The 17,302-nt window shown below is 41.0% G+C and carries 12 protein-coding genes and 1 pseudogene; 3 read left to right on the top strand and 10 right to left on the bottom strand.

Features of this window, described 5'->3' with window-relative positions; translation table 11 throughout:
• Positions 1-428: 428 nt before the first annotated feature.
• Positions 429-1,265: a transposase gene (locus ACJJIK_RS02120; protein WP_444944045.1), complete on the top strand. Its 837-nt coding sequence runs from the start codon at positions 429-431 to the stop codon at positions 1,263-1,265.
• Between the two features lie 608 nt (positions 1,266-1,873).
• On the opposite strand, the gene ACJJIK_RS02115 is transcribed toward ACJJIK_RS02120, so the two are convergent.
• Together ACJJIK_RS02115 and ACJJIK_RS02110 are read right to left on the bottom strand one after the other, a co-directional pair.
• Positions 1,874-3,253 (bottom strand): hypothetical protein, encoded by a 1,380-nt coding sequence (locus ACJJIK_RS02115; protein ID WP_444944044.1) that lies wholly within the window; start codon positions 3,251-3,253, stop codon positions 1,874-1,876.
• A gap of 783 nt (positions 3,254-4,036) precedes the next feature.
• Positions 4,037-4,630, bottom strand: coding sequence for a hypothetical protein (locus ACJJIK_RS02110; protein WP_444944043.1), 594 nt, complete (start codon positions 4,628-4,630; stop codon positions 4,037-4,039).
• A gap of 858 nt (positions 4,631-5,488) precedes the next feature.
• Here ACJJIK_RS02110 and ACJJIK_RS02105 point away from each other — a divergent pair.
• Both ACJJIK_RS02105 and ACJJIK_RS02100 read left to right on the top strand, forming a co-directional pair.
• Entirely contained in the window at positions 5,489-6,469 is a 981-nt protein-coding gene (locus ACJJIK_RS02105) for a LysR family transcriptional regulator (RefSeq protein WP_444944042.1), read from the top strand.
• Between the two features lie 959 nt (positions 6,470-7,428).
• Positions 7,429-8,826: a serine/threonine-protein kinase gene (locus ACJJIK_RS02100; protein WP_444944041.1), complete on the top strand. Its 1,398-nt coding sequence runs from the start codon at positions 7,429-7,431 to the stop codon at positions 8,824-8,826.
• A gap of 381 nt (positions 8,827-9,207) precedes the next feature.
• Here the strand turns inward: ACJJIK_RS02100 and ACJJIK_RS02095 are convergent, their stop codons facing one another.
• From ACJJIK_RS02095 to ACJJIK_RS02060, 8 genes and pseudogenes are all read right to left on the bottom strand, one after another.
• Positions 9,208-10,179 (bottom strand): FHA domain-containing protein, encoded by a 972-nt coding sequence (locus tag ACJJIK_RS02095; RefSeq protein WP_444944040.1) that lies wholly within the window; start codon positions 10,177-10,179, stop codon positions 9,208-9,210.
• 436 nt (positions 10,180-10,615) lie between these two features.
• Positions 10,616-11,119, bottom strand: a pseudogene (locus ACJJIK_RS02090) (IS30 family transposase); the annotation flags it as partial.
• Positions 11,120-11,739: 620 nt separating this feature from the next.
• Positions 11,740-12,567, bottom strand: a complete 828-nt coding sequence (locus ACJJIK_RS02085; RefSeq protein WP_444944039.1) for a hypothetical protein — start codon at positions 12,565-12,567, stop codon at positions 11,740-11,742.
• On the bottom strand, positions 12,564-12,953 hold the full coding sequence (locus ACJJIK_RS02080; RefSeq protein WP_444944038.1) for a DUF4280 domain-containing protein: 390 nt from the start codon (positions 12,951-12,953) through the stop codon (positions 12,564-12,566). The genes ACJJIK_RS02085 and ACJJIK_RS02080 overlap by 4 nt, the downstream gene beginning before the upstream one ends.
• Before the next feature lie 3 nt (positions 12,954-12,956).
• Positions 12,957-14,621, bottom strand: coding sequence for a hypothetical protein (locus ACJJIK_RS02075; protein ID WP_444944037.1), 1,665 nt, complete (start codon positions 14,619-14,621; stop codon positions 12,957-12,959).
• 75 nt (positions 14,622-14,696) lie between these two features.
• On the bottom strand, positions 14,697-15,704 hold the full coding sequence (locus tag ACJJIK_RS02070; RefSeq protein ID WP_444944036.1) for a type VI secretion system protein IglI family protein: 1,008 nt from the start codon (positions 15,702-15,704) through the stop codon (positions 14,697-14,699).
• Entirely contained in the window at positions 15,686-16,585 is a 900-nt protein-coding gene (locus ACJJIK_RS02065; protein WP_444944035.1) for a hypothetical protein, read from the bottom strand. The genes ACJJIK_RS02070 and ACJJIK_RS02065 overlap by 19 nt, the downstream gene beginning before the upstream one ends.
• Positions 16,585-17,289, bottom strand: coding sequence for a DotU family type IV/VI secretion system protein (locus tag ACJJIK_RS02060; RefSeq protein ID WP_444944034.1), 705 nt, complete (start codon positions 17,287-17,289; stop codon positions 16,585-16,587). Before ACJJIK_RS02060 ends, ACJJIK_RS02065 begins: the two co-directional genes overlap by 1 nt.
• Positions 17,290-17,302: the final 13 nt, after the last annotated feature.

Raw genomic sequence — 17,302 nt, 5'->3', positions numbered from 1 at the left:
AAAAATTATATCGCTATAAAATAAACTCCACGACCAAAATTTACACTTCACTCCACAAAAAAGACATTACAAAGCGTTACAAAACATTTCAATAAAAAAGCCAGTAACAGAAAACCCAAACCGCACAACGCAGGCAGATAAAAACAAAAATTCAAATAAACCAGCCGAACAGCCACAAGCAACTAAACACGCCTATTCTGGACACCACCAAAGTCGGCGCTTTAAGCCACAAAGATATTGACATTGCAGATACTGCGGAATACAAACACCGTATAACTATACACATAACACTCAAATCGATGCCCCTACCCTGCAACGCCCAAGTCTCACACTGCGTCTCCCGCTGTGTTAGGCGAGCGTTTCTGTGTGGTAAAGATAAGGAATCTGGCAATAACTATGAGCATCGCCGCGAGTGGATTGAGTCCAAAATGCACGACCTGGCTTCAATCTTTGCTCTTGATATCGCCGCCTATGCTGTAATGAGCAACCACTACCATATCGTGCTTTATATCGATAAAGAAAAAGCGCTGAATTGGCCTGATAGCGAAGTTATTCTCCGCTGGCAAAAACTGTTCAAAGCTTCCAACTTATCCCTACGCTATCTTCAAGGGGACAGCCTCGATCAAAGTGAAATGAGAAAACTAAAGGAAGTCATCGCTCTATGGAGAGACCGCTTGATGGATCTGAGCTGGTTTATGCGCTGTTTGAATGAGTCTATCGCTCGTCAAGCCAATGTCGAAGACTGTTGTACAGGCCGTTTCTGGGAAGGCCGCTTCAAGTCCCAGGCTTTACTGGATGAAAAAGCGCTTGCCGCCTGCATGGCTTATGTTGATCTCAATCCTATCCGGGCCAATATGGCAAAAGCGCCTGAAGATTCCAGTCATACCTCGATTCAACGGCGTATTCGTGCAGCAATCACAGGCGAGCAGCCCAAAGAGCTACTGCCACTGGTAGGCGGTGAGCGCCTGAATATGCCTAAAGGCTTGCCCTTTCAATTGGATCACTATTTGCAGCTTGTGGACTGGAGTGGCCGACATTTAGATCCCAGAAAACGGGGTTGTATTGCCGAGAAGACGCCTCCCATCCTAGAGCGGCTTGGTATCCCGCCCAAGCATTGGCTATATTTAAACCGCAATTTTGAAAGTCGCTTTAAAGGCCTGGTGGGTTCAGTAGAAGCAGTGCAACAAGCCTGTAACCAACTTAATAAACGCTGGGTACACGGCATAAACAACTGCCGCCACTTCCTCTCAGCTGGCCCCTGTTAATCTAGCCCTACTCCAAATCCTCTGCCTTTCGCGTGCTGATTTTTATTCTAAAGCAAACTTTTTCGGATCTTGAAAAGAAAATTTCCAGTGTTTCTCACCTCTTGCGCCTAGATCAGAGGTGATGCCACTCTAGAATTTACACTTGTTATATAAATGGAATCTGTTTCCAATCTATGAACCAATCTATGGGTGTCCAGCAATAACCATCTCTAGTCTGTAGCCAACTTAATAAACGCTGGGTACACGGCATAAGCAACTGCCGCCACTTCCTCTCAGCTGGCCCGTGTTAATCTAGCCCTACTCTAAACCCTCTACCTTCCGTGTGCTGGTTTTTATCCCAATACAAACTTTCTCGGATCTTGGATGCGAATCCTCGGTGTTTCTCACCTCTTGCGTCTAGATCAGAAGTAATGCCACCCCAGAATTTACACTTGTCATATAAGTAGAATCTCTTTCCAATATATGGGCGTCCTGAATCATCCCTGAATCAACACTTGTCATATAATAGAATCTCTTTCCAATCTATGGGTGTCCAGAATTTGTCTTATGTAACTGGCTTCTCTTTCCAATCTATGGGTGTCCGGAATAATTAATTTATTAATAAATTATTAATTGTAATCAGAGTCAGAGTCATCAGAGTCAGAAATGTGTGGACGAGCATTATTGCCACGACGTCTACGTTTATTATCAGGCCTTGCATTCGAAGATGAACAACTACTAGAGCTAGGATGTCTACGCTTCCCATTGGGCATTGCATTAAAAGGTTCAAGTACCAATTCTTCTACACTAGAGTCAGCTCCATTACAGTCGTCTGCCATACAAGTGACACGCGAACTGATTCCTTCACTTGATTGCTTAGGTTCTAAATAAGGAACTTTAACATCTCCATTTTTTGGAACCAAATTCACCAGCATCCCTAAGTGGTCTGTAAACACAGCACACTTCATAATTTTTACACCCTCATCTGCCTTTTTCCTCTCCATCCGACGTTTAGATTTGTATTTGGCCAAATAAGTTACGTAGTTGAGCTCAGCTTTGCAAGTGGATATTTGATATACCCCAACATCATAAGGCTTTTCTCTATTGCAATTTGTTTTTCCAGTGGCTTCATTTCCACTCTCCCCCAATACCTTCGAACCTGTATCTCTAACACAAGGCGCATAAGTGATAGGAGTGCCTCCAGACTTGCCCGTTAGCCATGTATGAGTACAATCAGACTGCGGCTGGTTTGTATCACCTATAACTAGGTCGGGATGAACCTGTTCCGTATCAATCTTATGCTTTTTTGTATAAAATGGTTTGGTTTTTTTCTTTTCTCTAGCCAATTCATTTGGAACATGGACAAATGAAATTGTCGTTTTAAACTTATCACTTTGAGATTTGGATTCCTCTGCTTGCACCACCACACAACTTGCATGAGTGTCTGCTTTAATATTTTTAGTTGGACGGGTGACAGTAAGTTTAAAACCTTTCTTGTGCAAAATTAAAAATGCATGCCTACTTTCCTTTGGGGTGCAAAGATTATCCGCCACCTCATAACTATTTAAAATATCTCCTGATATAAATTTATCAGCTAGCACACAAGGAATCTCACCAAGACAAATTATATCCGGCTCCTTTTTATATATTCTTTTTGAGTGACCTATCATCCTTTTCAATGCATCATTAATCAACCCAACAAATACATCTACCAAACGTGTTTCAACCTGTAACCCCTCATCAAATGCACTCACATCGGAGCTAAATGATGCCTCACTATCATTATCACCACCCCCACCACCAACCTTTAAATTATGTTTTTTCACATACTCAATTGCTTTTGATAAAGTATTACCCTTGCCCCGGCTCACCATTTTTTCCCCCGACGAATTAAAATCTACACTTCCGCCATTTGAGCACAATGACTGATAAAATAGTATCGGCATAAAAAATCTCTCACTTGAAATTAATTGCAAATCAAAAATACACAAAATGTACAAATCACTCAATTACAGAGCATTCTTATTTATTGCAAAAAATTCACAGAAATTACAGGGAATTACACAGACCCTTTAAACCTTAAAACCAGCTCAAGAAAGGCAAACTCTTGCCTCATATAAATCGGCGTTTTAAACAACAAAAACATTCACACAGCAGAAATAGCCTTCAGCAAGCATTTTTGCATACGGAGATAAAACATAAAAATAACTATGGATCACTATCGCAAGTGCGATTAAGTGAATCCTCACCCCTAATTACTTTAGAGCATTAACCGTTTTCAATGAAACTCATTTGAGACTTACAGTATTCATACGCCAAATAACTGCAAAAAAATTACAAACCGTTACAAAACATTTCAATAAAAAAACCACCCACAAAAAACACAACAACAGAAAACCCAACCCCCACCAAGCACCCAGATAAAAACCAAAAAAAAGAAACCAGCCGAACGGCCACAAGAGCGGCGGAATACTCACCTAAAAGCAATACCCCAACCCAAAAAAGCAGAAATGGAAAGAAGAGAAAACGAGAACCTCACAACCCGGACTTGCGCTTCCTCCTCCCCTTAAGCCAAACTGAAATAGCCACCAATGCAGACATCAATAACATTATTCCCCCAAACTAGTTAGAACCACCATTCCAAAACCAATCAAACCTATCCCCAGTAGCTTCCGGCCCCAGGCTGAAATCCCAGAACCAGAAACTATAAAAATATAATGAAAAAGCATCCAGTGGCAATACATTTCTACCAGTAGCCTAACATCAAATATTTACCACCCCAATCCACTTATCTAGTCACAGTCATAGGCAATCCCACGCCCATAAATCTCAGACACCGAATATTGGTAATCCCCCTCAGAGGCAACAATTTTAATTCGATCAGTTGCAAAGGTAGGGATAGAGTCGATTGAGTTTCGTGTTGTTACGCCCCACTGGTTAGTGGGCCCCGCTTCCCAGGCGCTCTGCCAGGTATCATTTTCATCAAGGTAATAAACGGTATAAATATCGCTGTTATCTGCCTGAATCTTGAGCTGGATAATTAAGTAGGTTCTATCCAGAGTAATGATAATTTCGTTATTACTGGATTCGGCAACACGGGCATCCCACCAAATAGTATCTTGGCTCCACGGGTGCTTTTCAGAGAAGTAGGCATCGTCAGTCAGGGTGCTCGCTGCAGGTAGTGGTGTACTAAACCAGGAGCCATCGTCAGTACCGGGAGGAAGTGTTGATGTCACACCAAATGTACCCACAAGCCATACAGGCTGCTCGTAAAGGACATTCTTATATCCCTCATTAGTACACTCTGCTGCCATTCCAGCGAGTGAACACAAAGCCAGGGCTGTAGCCAGTGCAAGATGGCAAGTGGGCTTGAAAAGCTTGGTCATAATAAATCCCTCTGTGGACTATCTATTCGGAAAAGAAAATTTAAGAAACGATCAAGCTGGAACCACTCATTTATAGAAACAATATTGACTATTAGCTGCACTTATTAAGCGAATAATTTTTCCGGAGTAAGCAGGTGGAACCCAACTAGGATTCTCACTACTATACCTTTTAAAACTTCTCGTCATTATTCGATCAACACACCTAAAAATTAGTCACCAAGATTTGCCTTTGAGTAAAAACCAGCCTTATTACTGCCCTACACCCTGGAATTCTCCTGGCAAAGTTGACCTGTCGCAGTAGAGGTTTACATTTTCAGGGTAGAAGCCGCTGCATAGTTGCGTCAATTCATTATTTTGTAAATTACAATTTCGCTCAGGGGAATTTACTGCACGAACGGCGTACCCAAGAGCGCACCTGCGGAGCAGGGAGCCCCTACCAGAAAGCTCAAATTTTATTTATTAACACTAGGTGAAATCGATATTTTTCGACGTTGAGTATGCGTAGTAAACACCAACTTCCCCTTATATTCACCAATTTCCAATGAGGCCTTAGCACATCACCCTCTTGTTAAAAGTTTATTGAATAATTATTATTTTTTCTTTGCTTTACATATGCATATTCATTCGACCAAGCATCTAAGCAAAAATTTCGCAACTTCATTTTGGCGCCTAAATATGGTATCGTTACCCTGCGCAGGTTGCAGCTATCCCCTTTCCACCCGTTATTCTATTGCTGGTAGATGTTAGGCGGGGTCAGTATTTAGGTGTCCACTTTATTTGTTGGAGGAGCGCTTGTTGTGCCCGGAATACAGAGAAAGTTAAAACCTGTATGATGTTCTAACTCAATGGAATTTAAGTATGAAACGGAACCTTAGATCGATAGATCTCAATTTGTTACCGGTATTTGAAGCCATTATGGAAAATGGTCAGCTCGGCAAAGCGGGGGAATGTATTGGCATGAGCCCTCCAGCAATGAGCGCTGCCTTACAACGTTTGCGACACACCATCGGGGATGAGCTGTTTATACGCAAACGTACCGGTTTTACGCCTACCCCAAGGGCAGAGCGACTTCATGCAACTGTCAGTGAGGCACTAAATCAAATACGGGAAGAAATTGAAGAGAAAATTAACTTTGATCCCACCGTAGAGAGACGAAATTTCAACATCATTGGTGGAGACTATGCAGAAATTATTTTCCTGGGCAACCTGCTCAGGCACCTTGAATCGATAGCACCCAATATCACCATTGAGATTTCACCATTAGAGGTTGGTGGCCTGGAATCAAAGATGAAACACGGCGCGGTAGATTTCGCTCTATATTACCAGCCGGTGGACTCCAAGGAGCTACAGGCGGAACACATAGCCTCAGACCGCCTTGTAGTGGTCGCCAAGAATGATCATCCCCGGGTTAGGCTGAATATTACCAGGGAACAGTTCAACGCTGAAAAGCATGTTACCTTACATCAAAATAAAATGGGGTTGACCCATTTGGAAAATCATATGGGGGAATGGGGGAACAGCCAATCGGGGAAATCAGAAGCTCAGGCTGATCAGTTGGGGCGGAAAGTTGCCGTGCGGGTCTCTCACTTCCAGAATATGATCCCGGTAATCTTGAATACAGACTACCTCTGCACCATGCCCGAAGGTATGGCGCAACTCTTTGCCAGGAACAACCCCATCCAGATTCTCCCTTTCCCCAGCCCTATTGACCCACTGGAAATTTATTTGGTGTGGCCCAAGATCTGTAATAGTGACATAGTACACCGTTGGTTTCGCCAGCAACTAAAAATCTCCTGTAACCTCCATAAAGAGCCGCTTACCACCGATCTTGCCAGCTAGGGGCTGGCTGGTCACTACTATAAAAGTGCCGTAGTGGCCACCTATCTTCGAGTCTTTGAGTGAGCCATTTAAAAAACCACTAATCAAAAAATACTCAACCTTACCACTATAGAACCTGTAGAATTTGTCATTCTGGAAGGCAGTAATGGTCAATTTTTTGATGCTAGCTTTATTATCTGTCGAGCGTTTTATTAATTTACTTGGATCAAAAAATGGCAGCCCTAAGAACTTCATACAGTAGTTTTGCATCTTTACTACCTGAAGGAAAGCGCTGTCCCAGCATCTGAGGACCAAGGGTACCGCTTGGGAAGCATCCATACTGAAAATGCTCTACTTGGGCAGGGATTTGTATCTTATGTCTTTAAACTTCCAACGTTATTATAAGCTGTATAACACGCGTCTAGCCCATATAAACATCGGGATGAAATTATTGCCAACCGATAAAGCATTATTTGACTGCCACTACTTCGCACCCTAAACCAGCGATGCCATCCCTGTCGGCTGCCGTAGCCCCCTGAAATCCGTCTTATCCCTCCAAAATTCCTTAGTAGCGCCAGGACTAGCGAATACTTGCCTCTCAATCTCCATGCCAAAATTCAAATAATTTGGAATTAGATGAATTCAGGATTATGAAATTAAAACATACAAAATTTTGAATTGACGCTGAAGTGCAACATTTATTAAATTCACAATACCTAGGAAAAACAGTTAGGGTAGCCCGAAGGCAACAATAAAATAGTTATCATTTACACGGGGTAAATTCAACAGCTCGCAATAGCGATAAGATTTAATACAAGTAAACCCATAAATTCCCCAATCCTCCTCTCATTCAATGGAGATAGCAACCCTTATAGACCAAAGAGCTTGGGGCCCAACTCAATCAAGGAGAACCGCGCATAAGTTTTAACCCCTTCAAATTATAATACAAATAAATTTTACGCTATTAGATTATTTGACTCATGAATATAAAACAACTTCCGCTAGACCACACCCGCTATGATTTGATTGAGTTTCTCGGTAAAGGCGGGGAAGGAAGTGTGTTTAAAGCATATGACAAACACTTGAGGCGCAATGTAGCCATAAAAATTATTCAGTTCGATACATCAGCAACCTTGCTGGAAGCACAAGCCATAGCAAAGTGTGACAGCCCCCATGTGATAAAAATTTTCGATGTATTACATAATGATCGATATGTAGTCATTATTATGGAGCTTATTGACACCAGTCAACCTGTCACCACCCAGTCCATCTCAATGATGACAAGGACTGAGTTTCTGCATTTTATTCTGCAGGTTTTAGAAGCCCTTCAAGCAATACATAAACAGGGGTTGCTACACTTGGACTTAAAACCCAGTAACCTCTTGATAACACCAGAAAATCAGGTGAAAGTTGTCGATTTTGGTGTTTCCGAGAAACTCTGTACAGAACATATAAAATATAAAAGAGCCCAAACTACCAAAGGATCATGGGAGTGTCTCACTCCAGAACAAATTTTGGGGCAACCTGTAGAGGAATCTACTGATATCTTTGCTGTTGGGCTTCTAATATATGTTTACCTTTTTAAATGCCATCCATTTTTGGTGCATGACAGCCTGGAAGAAACCCGTAAAAACATATTATATGCAACTCCACCGATGCTACACAGTGTATCCAAGTTAACTACTTGTGACCTTACTTGCCTGGCAAGATACATGCTATCAAAAAAATCTAAATCAAGGCCATCATTACAGTCCGCCAGAAATACAATAAAAACACTACTAAACATTCAACTACGGCGTGAAGCGCTAATCGCAACACAGCAAATAGCCACCTACAAGCCCAAATGTAAGCGGCCAAGCTTAAAGATAATGGGAGGTTTACTGGTAAGTATCATGACCATAGGATTTTGTATGTTGATTCCAGAAAAACAGCCCCCTATCTACAGCACACTCATAATTCCGCCAGTGCAAATCAATAGTACTGATAACCTGCTTCAAGGTCCTAAATTAAGTACCTACTTGTTAATATCTGATATTATACTAGATGAAATAACAAAAGTAGTACTTCTGGACCCAAAGCGAAAATTGGCAGCTAAAAAAGAGTGGCGAGAAGTATCAACTTTGAACACAAAACCCACAAAGCTCGATATTGATGAAATCATTATAAGTGAATTGAACTGCGATGGAAGACTGTGCAATATTTCTCTGTCCATTTACCTTCAAGAAGAACAAGGTATTACAAAAACATCCACAAAAACCATATCAACCGATGATATTTACTCAATTGGAAGGACCGTAGAATATATGCTTACACACGACCTGAAACTAAACACAGAAAATATAAAAGAATATATGCCGCAAAAAGATATCACCATATAAGATATGTCACATGGTGAATTCCTGAAAGCAAATCCGCCATAAATAGATCCCTGATGGTAACATATCACCCAAAAGGCATTAAAAACATATAAGCAATAAGAAAAGCCTTACAAGGACAACTGTATAAATTGGATTTCGGACAATCCAATAACATCAGAACCTCTAATAAATCTCAACACAAATGGATGAAGTTAAAGTTAAGAAACAGATAATATCTAGTGTTGTTAAAGTGTAAGGAAAGAATATACTGCCTAGTGCTACAATATAGTTGAGCAGCAATTGCGAATTAACCGCGACATATCCACATCATATCTCCGGTCAGTATATTCTTTCCTTCTGTTCCGGTATTAACATTTTGGCATCCGAGAAAAATAATTTACCTTAACCAAATCCTGAACACATAGGCGAAGCTATGGATCCATCAATATTGGGCAGGTGTTCAACCAGATCCTCGCCTTTTTGAATAGATACCCTGCATGGTCTCAACCTTAACTCTCCCTGGCGCCGATCTATGGGCGGGTGCTTGATACCCGCCCGCTCAAATGCAGTTCTACAGCGATATATTAGAATATTCAGATAAGCAGCTTCAATCCTTAGCTCACGAAGCAGTAAATCGGTAGCTATCCAGCCACTGTCTCTTAGAGGAAAGCCACTATTACCATCACTAATCAGTCGACGAGCCAAGATAACTAATAGTTGATGGTGTACTTTATACCCCATATCCTTTTCAATTTTTCGGTTGGAGGTAACGAGCTGAACATTCTCCTCATTTAAACTGACACCAAAAAATAAATGCAGATCATCTTTGGTGTCTTGAATCTGATATACTTGGGTCTCCAACACCATATCATTAGGATAAAATACCCAGGGCTGCCCTGAGAAGTAAAGTCTATCCCCTCCCCTCAATGGCTTAACTAACTCGCCCTGCTCTATAAACCAGTGAAATGAGTCTTCCTCCCTGGTTATCAAAAGCTCAGGATGCCTTTCATTCGGGAGCGCATTACATTTATCCAACTCAATATATTGCTCACCGCCATTGAATAATAATACCGATGATGGGCTGGATGTATCCTCCAAAGTCCAATTGTTTCCCTGATCCCCAGGGAATGAAATACTATCCCCCTCCTTCAGGCGAGTGCCTCCAGCAGATAACTTGGCACCATTTAAATAGGTTCCATTCCTACTTTCATCGTAGAGATACCAAGCCGAATTCTGATAACGAATAACACACTGTAGACGTGAGCAAAGCGGGCAGTATAGGGCTGTATCACAAGATTCAGCATCCCTCCCCATTGAGTGAATTGATTTCAAATAAATTCTCTGCTTAGTTTTAGAGTTAACTAATAGTCCCATGATCCCCCCAAAATTATGATTGATATAGCTGAAACCACTATGGAGTTAAAAACAATGGCTAGATACATAAAATCCAGACATTAAACAACCGACAAAATAGCTCTAGCAAATAAACTAGTGAGAAAACCTAAACCACCAACCAATAAATAGGTGCTATTGGAAGAATTCAACTACCAAAATTAAATCACTGGCACGATTCAGAACAGTTTCTATTTAGGCCCACCTTCATCTAATATTATGTCGACCCCCTAAAACTAGCCATACAGCAAGTATAGGATACCAAGCAGGAATTCAGCAAGAAAATATTCTATAGAATAGTGATTTTTGTATGAAATATTTTCGCAACTCATGCATTCGACTTTATTTGATTTCAATTGTAACCTCTTGTAACCTGTATTCAGCTCTGAAGTGCGGCAGCCGTATATTCTCCCATGACTTATTTCGAGGTTTTATAGCCCAACATCTTTCTCGAACGATTATTTAGGCACTCAATAGTTGCTTCGATATCTGCTTGGTCCACAAGCTTGAAATCAGTTTGTTTTGGAAAGTGCTGACGCAGCAGGCCATTAGTATTCTCATTTAGGCCTCTCTCCCAAGATGAATACGGATGCGCAAAATAGACCTTCGTATCCAGAGCCTCACTAATCTTCTCGTGCAGAGCAAACTCTTTGTCGTTATCGGCGGTAATCGTGTGTACGAAGTCCCTGTATGGCTCAAGTAATACAATAGTTGCTTGAGCAACTAACTCTGCTGTCTTGCATTCAACCTGTTGAGAGAGGGTAAATTTGCTCTTGCGATCTACAATGGTGACCAGAGCACCGCTATGGCCTTTACCTATAACGGTATCAATTTCCCAGTCTCCGATGCGCGATTTATCATCGACAACCTGTGGCCGCTCTTCAATACTGATGGCGTTCTTGATGTGTCCTCGAGTTGACTTTTGACTCCAATCACTTTTATTTAGCGCCCAAATCTGACATCGTTGCTCTTCGGTCAGCTCATCACTTAATCTCTTGGCGGAGAAGAGGCGGCAGATGTTACCTTCAGCTGACTGTTCTTTTCCAGATGATTAACTGATGCACTTCAGAGTTGGATACAGGTAAGTAGTACGGAAGGTACGCACCATGAATTCAATCAAGGAATAGTTGGGCACTCTGCAGCTGGCACTTCTTTTAAGTGCCTCGAAAGGAAAGATTTCCATACCCTCGTGGCCTTATAAGGTATAGAGAAGATTTTTATATTGTAGGGATGTGTTTACGGTGCACCTTAAATACCACGCATTCGCTTCTTTTGGCCCGGTGGGCATTAGGACGTGCCAAGCATTGAAGCAGAACTTAAACAAGCATAAGAAACAAGCCCCAAACCAAAGCAAGTATTTCGAGCGCACAATTCATATTGCTACTGGCATACTTCATACTCAGATCGGCAAGCTAAAAATGGTTGGCCGTCGACATTTTTTCTTCCAAATAAATCATATATTCTTCAGTCTTAAACTTTTATAAAAAATGCCGAACAGCCTATGGAGACTAACAATAAATACCGTTTCAGGACTCCGCTGGCTTAACAAGCCAAGTCAATATCAACTCTCCGACCAAATATTACCACCAAACCCTCTAATAGATCACACACTTCCTTTTTTCTCTCCGATACTGAATTAGAGAAATCTAATAAATCAGAGAACCTCTCAGAACTAACATCAGGGAGTTGGTGCAAACTAGACTGAACCAAACTTAACAACTCAAGATCAAAAGAAGATGGATCAGTAACACTCCAAAACACCTCACTATTAAATAACTGAGTGTGAACGGTAGAATACCCCTTTATCACATCCATATTATGCACCAATATGTGCACCTCAAGCTTTTTCCCCCATGGAGAAACCTCAGAGGAAAGACTGACAATATCGTGTAGATATTTTTCTAACTCCCCATCCTGCATTGACTGTAGATGTAACACATTGAATGTTAATAATAGTCTTGGTGCAGGTAAAAACCATGCCCCTCGTAGTCGCTGCAATTGCCACTTAATCTTCGGTAATACATTGCCAATGAAATCTGCTGGGACCGACACAGGCTCGAGGCTCTCCAGGGGGAAATTCTTCTTGATATACTCATTCACAATAATATCTTTAGGCTGTGAATGTCCTATCAACAGTAATTTTCGAACAAAATGACGCCGGGATTGAAAAATTGAATAAACAGCATATCCAATAAGAAATAGGGCAATTATGCAGGCAAAGATAACCGCTATAAGGCTCAAGTGGCTCAGTAAGTTGGCTGTGATTTCAGCATCCCAGTGTAACACGAGCCTTATGATCAAGAATGTTACTGCACAAAGTAAAAATACAACTCCCAGTACAATACAACCAGTTAACATAGAACGATTCATAACACGGCCTCCACTTTCATTTGTCCAGCTTGCTGTATTGAAATTACACCACCCCACATACAAGCTAGTTTACTGTCATTCGTGAGTATGGGAATATTTGCCAGGGACACACTAGGATCACCTTTTGCCCACGGCGATAAAATAGATGGAATACAAGGCATCGGTGTCAAAGCACCCATGGCCGCTGCAGTGGCTGATGCAGTTGCAGGAAAGGACATTGAACTACAGGGTCCAAACGGCATAATATTTTTTAACGGGATACTATCTCGTATAGTTGCCGCAGGCATTGATAGTAATACTCTATTTTCTGGCGTCACCGCCAATGTACTGGGTGCCGCACCAAACGAACACTTGAGTACAGCACCGGCACAAACACACTGTGGCATAGTTTATTCCTCACAAGTTTGTAAAATTAAGGTTCCTTCTTTCATCTGAAGCAGTTCAGTATCTTTTCCCTTGGTTCTTTTAATATGAAGTTCTGGCTTACCCTGTTGATAAATATGCTTAACAGAGGTCTGGTCAGTGTCATTTTTTCCAAAAAGGAGATGATTCCCCTGAGTGTCCGGGGTTAAACGGCTATGCCGACCCCAATCAAGCACCCTCACAATTACAGCTTGATAAAGGTCCATTGCAACAAGTACTCGCGTATCTCTATATAGAGGGAAATAAAGGTGAGGATTTGCATTGTCCGTTTCAAATAGAACTCTAATTGTCTGGTCAAACAAAGGAATGTAGACCTGGTATTCAAACTGCTCGGTATTCTTATTCTTTTGCAAATCATAAGTAAGTTCACTATTTGATCCAATTCCACTCACTACTTTCCCTTCAACATAAAATGAGCTTGATGGTGTTTGAATATCTGGCATATGGATCTTAGGACTTTCGGCTTGCTCTGCATAAAATGTATAGCTTAAACGATATGTAGCATTATCTGTAATCTCAGCTTTCTTTCTAGAGCCATCAGTTTGCTCTGCAGAAATTTTGACTCGATAGCAGCAGTATTTTCTTCCTGAGTAGAGCAAATTTTGTCCCCAAGCTTTGGGCTCAACAGAAAATTCACAACCAGGAAAGTACGTCTCTAGGGGCCACTGGCTAAAAGCGCCATGAAGCTCAACTCCATGTTCTTTAAACCGTTTTTCATCTACTTTTTTCAATTCATCAAACTTTTTCTTCAGCGGCTCCCGATACAGAAAATCTTTACGTACGCCTTTCAGTGAAGTTGGTACGTTAAACAATTTACGATCTGATCCAATAGCTATACCATTCAGCATCTGCAAATTATGTCTAGGTGTTTCAGGCCAGTAGCTTCTAAGCGCCGTCACTTCGTTAGGCAGAAATGCCTTACTGCTCCTAGGTTCTGGTTTGTGGTCAGAAATTTTATAGGTGTGGGTGCTATAATCATATAGCCAAACCCCAAAAATGGAGTCTATGTAAGACATAAGGAAATCGTAAAAGCTGACAGAGTGGAATCCACCTGTACTCTGGCATTGATATGGATAAGTAAGGCCCAGTCCCAAAGTAATCATGGGTAAAACTTCTGCCAATTTTTCATACTTAAAATCTACCGACAAAATACCAAATAGCTGCTGCTCTATAACTTTACGCATACTTTTATTGGTATATAATTCACAGGGAAAGTGCTGCTTCCAAAGTACAAAGGCAGGATCAGAAAAATTAACTGTGTAATTACGAACCAGCACAGGCTGCCCTTCCAGAACTTCATTTCGCCGCTCAGCAACCGACTTCTCGGTCACCAACCCTTTAATTTTTATGGGTTCAACTTTTGACCCAAACTTGAAAACTGGAATAATTGAAATGTCAATCCAGATTGGGGCCTCAGATGAAAATGATTCAATTAAGGTATCTTGCTTAAAGTCAACGTCATAAGAAAATGATAGACTTCCTTTAAATCCATACACCTCTAGATCAGCATGAAATGAATCGATGGAAGTCCCGGACAGCTTCTCTACTCTCCCTTCGATTTTTAGAGTTGCCTCTATCAACAGGAGATCTGGATCACCATATTCTTTCTTTTCGATTGTCGATGCCAGCACATTTGCCTCCCTTTACCTGCTTGATATAGATAAATCGAACCAAATACAGGTAAGATTTATCTACTCTAACCAACGCTATTGATACACATCATCGGATTCATCTTCATAGTGCTCCAGTCTTTGAGAAGTTATCCTTGCCGGAATCACCGATAGGTTTTTAAAACTCTCCCTGTCCACCATATAACACTGCTGTAACGCTTGCCATTGACTCTCTTCATGCTCTGCAATATACCCTGCATAAACGTCCGCATTTCTTGCAATAATTTCGGTATAGTTTCGAAACAAGTCAGGGAAATACACAAGGGGATTAAAATTTGCAAGAGAATAACGAATATCTTCAACAACAATCGCAGCCTTATATTCCTCTCTGCTTTCACTTAAGTTTTTAAGAAGCGAAATTTTTTCCAACAACTCGGTAAGGTAATATGACGCCCCGCTCACAAGATCCACAGGAGGCGTACCAGAATCTGAGGTGGAAGAAGGCATCTGTCTTTCACCAACTTCCTCACCATTCGGGCAGTCTTGTACACCCTTATTTTTGGACTCCACCTCAGACAATAACGGCAAGTACAACTCTATAATTGAACTTATAGACTTAAATGAAGAAGTAAAATCTTCATTCTTGGATATTCGTTCTTGTAACTTTTCTAACAGCTCACAAATAGAAGAGATTATTTCTTCATCGCCATCAATGGAGGGAGGGAAACGTTCCAACCTTTTGGCCAATTTTTTACAAAACACCGCTAGACATTCGTAAAAATTATTGACAATTTTTTTCTCTGATCCCTTATTGAACTCATGATCCTCAAGAAATCCGTCCACTAAAGAGTAGGTAACTTCCAATATATCTAAATGAACCTCCTGCTTGGAGAGGACCCAGGAAGAGTATAGATAGTAGAAAACAATTCGGACATCGTAGATATCGTCGGGAATAATCTCATCACAAAGATCAACAATTGCTGAGAAATTACCTTTAACCCAATCGCCTGATATTTTGTCAAAGTATTCATCCAAAGTTAGGCTAGACAATTCATCGACAATACAAGCATTTTCTCTAAGGTATTCTAAGGCTGGATTTGACATACCCGGCTCCAGCTGGACTCGTCAGGCTTGGACTTATATGTATTACTTACCCCTTCGTAAATATTGATATATTTTAGTTCGCCGGTATCACTTATTATTGAGTCTCTACCTATAAGGCTATCCCCACCCAGAACAAAACCTGAATATCTAGAGTATTCTAATAACCTGACACTAACTGATAACTCCATGCCGCTGATTATTGGAAGGATATACCTATTTAGCCTCTTTTTTATTTCGTTCTGCCAATCAAAATTAGCTCTATAATTTTTTGCTTTGTGTCTCAACACAACACTTTGGGCCTGAGTTAAAGTCCTCCTCCATCCTCCCAGGGAGACAACCTGAGGGTCAAGACCCTCTCCAAAGACTACATCATTACACCTTTTGTTAATTGTTTGATTTGCGGAGCTCAACCCAACATAGAATTCTGGGAAAACAATTGAAAAGACCCAGTGAAAAGTTGCACTACAACGATACTTTTCCAAAGATAAGTGATACCTTGCTGTAGTTCTCCAATCTTTAAAAAGTGCAGTATTGATGCTTGGATAGGCAGAAGCAATGTAGTCCACTATAATAAAGTGATCCAAAAGACCAAGAACTTTTTCAGTTGCCTCGTTAACGCCTCTATATTTCTCAAGCTTTTTGATCCAGCGCGATGGCAGAACAGTCTGAGCGCCCAGCAAACCAAAATTAACTATAATGTCAACTCCGTCATCATGTATGACAACGTCTTCAACTATACGCTCTTGCGAGGTCAGGCTACTATTGCCTATAAACATAATATCTTTGCTGGAAAAACCTTTGTAATCCAACAGCTGGAGTAAAGCAAGCAAATCAAACTCACTTAACCTAGCTCTGATACTATTATTTAATATCCAGGACATTAGATTACTCCATAAGCACCAGAACGTTTACGTCGCTTCCTGTAAGGCTTTAGATTCCAGCTATTTTCTGAATTTTCTTTTTGGGGAGTCCCTTTAAAGTCTGGCCCCACAGGTGCCGTATATTCTGCAACCTCAATTTTATCGCCATGCACATCATCTACACTATTGGGGTAATATTCCTCCAAGGCAATCACTTTAGAATACTCATTTCTTTGAACTATCGATTTTATGCGTCTTTGCAGACGCTCGGAGACTTCTTTAAGCCTGCTTTCTGAATCAAAATGTTTCCCTTTGTAGCCAGATAGCAGACAGAAATAGAGGGTTTCTAACACCTCAATGCTCGGAGAGGTTTTAGCCAGCTCCTGCTCAACAAGGTCAAAAAAGTATACTCCTCCATTATTTATCCCGCCTTTTGACTCTTGTAGTAGCTTCCAGTCATTTATCGATTGCTTGCTTTCCACTCGAACAATTTCATCAGTATGGATAGCCAAGACAGTAATAATATCCCTGACAATATTGGATGCCAACAGCGCCATCAAACTACGTTCACAGCTAGCTAAATCTAAGAGCAAACTTTCAAATAGAGCTAAACGCTCACCGCCCTTATCTAGGTTACTTTTATACTCCTCTGCATTGCCACTCTCCAATCGTGTTTCCCTTGCCTGTACAAAAGTATAAATTGAATTCCATTGCTCTATATTCATATCCACACCGACT

This window comes from Microbulbifer regidiadema (SeqCode) (assembly GCF_052466995.1).
Note: the sequence above shows the minus strand (reverse complement) of the source record. Positions and strands in the feature narration are given on the sequence as shown.

Excerpts from the sequence above, each read along its gene's own strand:
- ACJJIK_RS02120 (WP_444944045.1), top strand. The coding sequence starts at position 429 with ATGCACGACCTGGCTTCAATCTTTGCTCTTGATATCGCCGCCTATGCT.
- ACJJIK_RS02110 (WP_444944043.1), bottom strand. The coding sequence starts at position 4,630 with ATGACCAAGCTTTTCAAGCCCACTTGCCATCTTGCACTGGCTACAGCC.
- ACJJIK_RS02105 (WP_444944042.1), top strand. The coding sequence starts at position 5,489 with ATGAAACGGAACCTTAGATCGATAGATCTCAATTTGTTACCGGTATTT.
- ACJJIK_RS02100 (WP_444944041.1), top strand. The coding sequence starts at position 7,429 with ATGAATATAAAACAACTTCCGCTAGACCACACCCGCTATGATTTGATT.
- ACJJIK_RS02095 (WP_444944040.1), bottom strand. The coding sequence starts at position 10,179 with ATGGGACTATTAGTTAACTCTAAAACTAAGCAGAGAATTTATTTGAAA.
- ACJJIK_RS02085 (WP_444944039.1), bottom strand. The coding sequence starts at position 12,567 with ATGAATCGTTCTATGTTAACTGGTTGTATTGTACTGGGAGTTGTATTT.
- ACJJIK_RS02080 (WP_444944038.1), bottom strand. The coding sequence starts at position 12,953 with ATGCCACAGTGTGTTTGTGCCGGTGCTGTACTCAAGTGTTCGTTTGGT.
- ACJJIK_RS02070 (WP_444944036.1), bottom strand. The coding sequence starts at position 15,704 with ATGTCAAATCCAGCCTTAGAATACCTTAGAGAAAATGCTTGTATTGTC.
- ACJJIK_RS02065 (WP_444944035.1), bottom strand. The coding sequence starts at position 16,585 with ATGTCCTGGATATTAAATAATAGTATCAGAGCTAGGTTAAGTGAGTTT.
- ACJJIK_RS02060 (WP_444944034.1), bottom strand. The coding sequence starts at position 17,289 with ATGAATATAGAGCAATGGAATTCAATTTATACTTTTGTACAGGCAAGG.